Raw genomic sequence first — 528 nt, forward strand, 5'->3', positions numbered from 1 at the left:
GTGGTCTGCCCCCATCGGGTGGTCCGGTTTGATTGTTAGTGCATCGTTGGCCGCTGGTCCAATGGAACGAAGCTTTCTGGCGCGGGTGGGCGATAGCCTAATGCGCTGTGCGGCCTGACGGTGTTGTAGTGGATGCGCCATTGCTCGATCAGGATTTGGGCTTCCCGCAAGCTGTAGAAGATTTCACCATTCAACAGTTCGTCCCGGAACCGGGCGTTGAAGCTTTCGCAGTAGCCGTTCTCCCAGGGTGATCCTGGTTCGATGTAGGCGGTCTTGGCCCCGACCGCCGCGATCCAGTCGCGCACCTTCTGGGCGATGAACTCCGGCCCGTTGTCGGATCTTATGTATTCCGGCGGGCCGCGCAGGATGAACAGGTCGGTCAATGCATCCAGCACGTCCGTGGAGTTGAGCTTGCGATCGACGCGGATCATGATCGCCTCCCTTGTGTATTCGTCGATGATGTTCAGAGTTCGATAGACCCGCCCGTCAGCGGTCCGATCCTGGACGAAGTCATAGGACCAGACGTGG

Annotated in this window: 1 protein-coding gene; it reads right to left on the reverse strand. The window is 59.1% G+C overall.

From position 1 onward, the window contains the following. Positions 1–35 precede the first annotated feature (35 nt). Positions 36–528 (reverse strand): integrase core domain-containing protein (locus tag DU478_RS22625; RefSeq protein ID WP_147276431.1); only part of this gene is annotated, 493 nt, incomplete at its 5' end.

It is taken from the genome of Thalassococcus profundi, assembly GCF_003344785.1.
GTDB classification, from domain to species: Bacteria; Pseudomonadota; Alphaproteobacteria; order Rhodobacterales; family Rhodobacteraceae; genus Puniceibacterium; species Puniceibacterium profundi.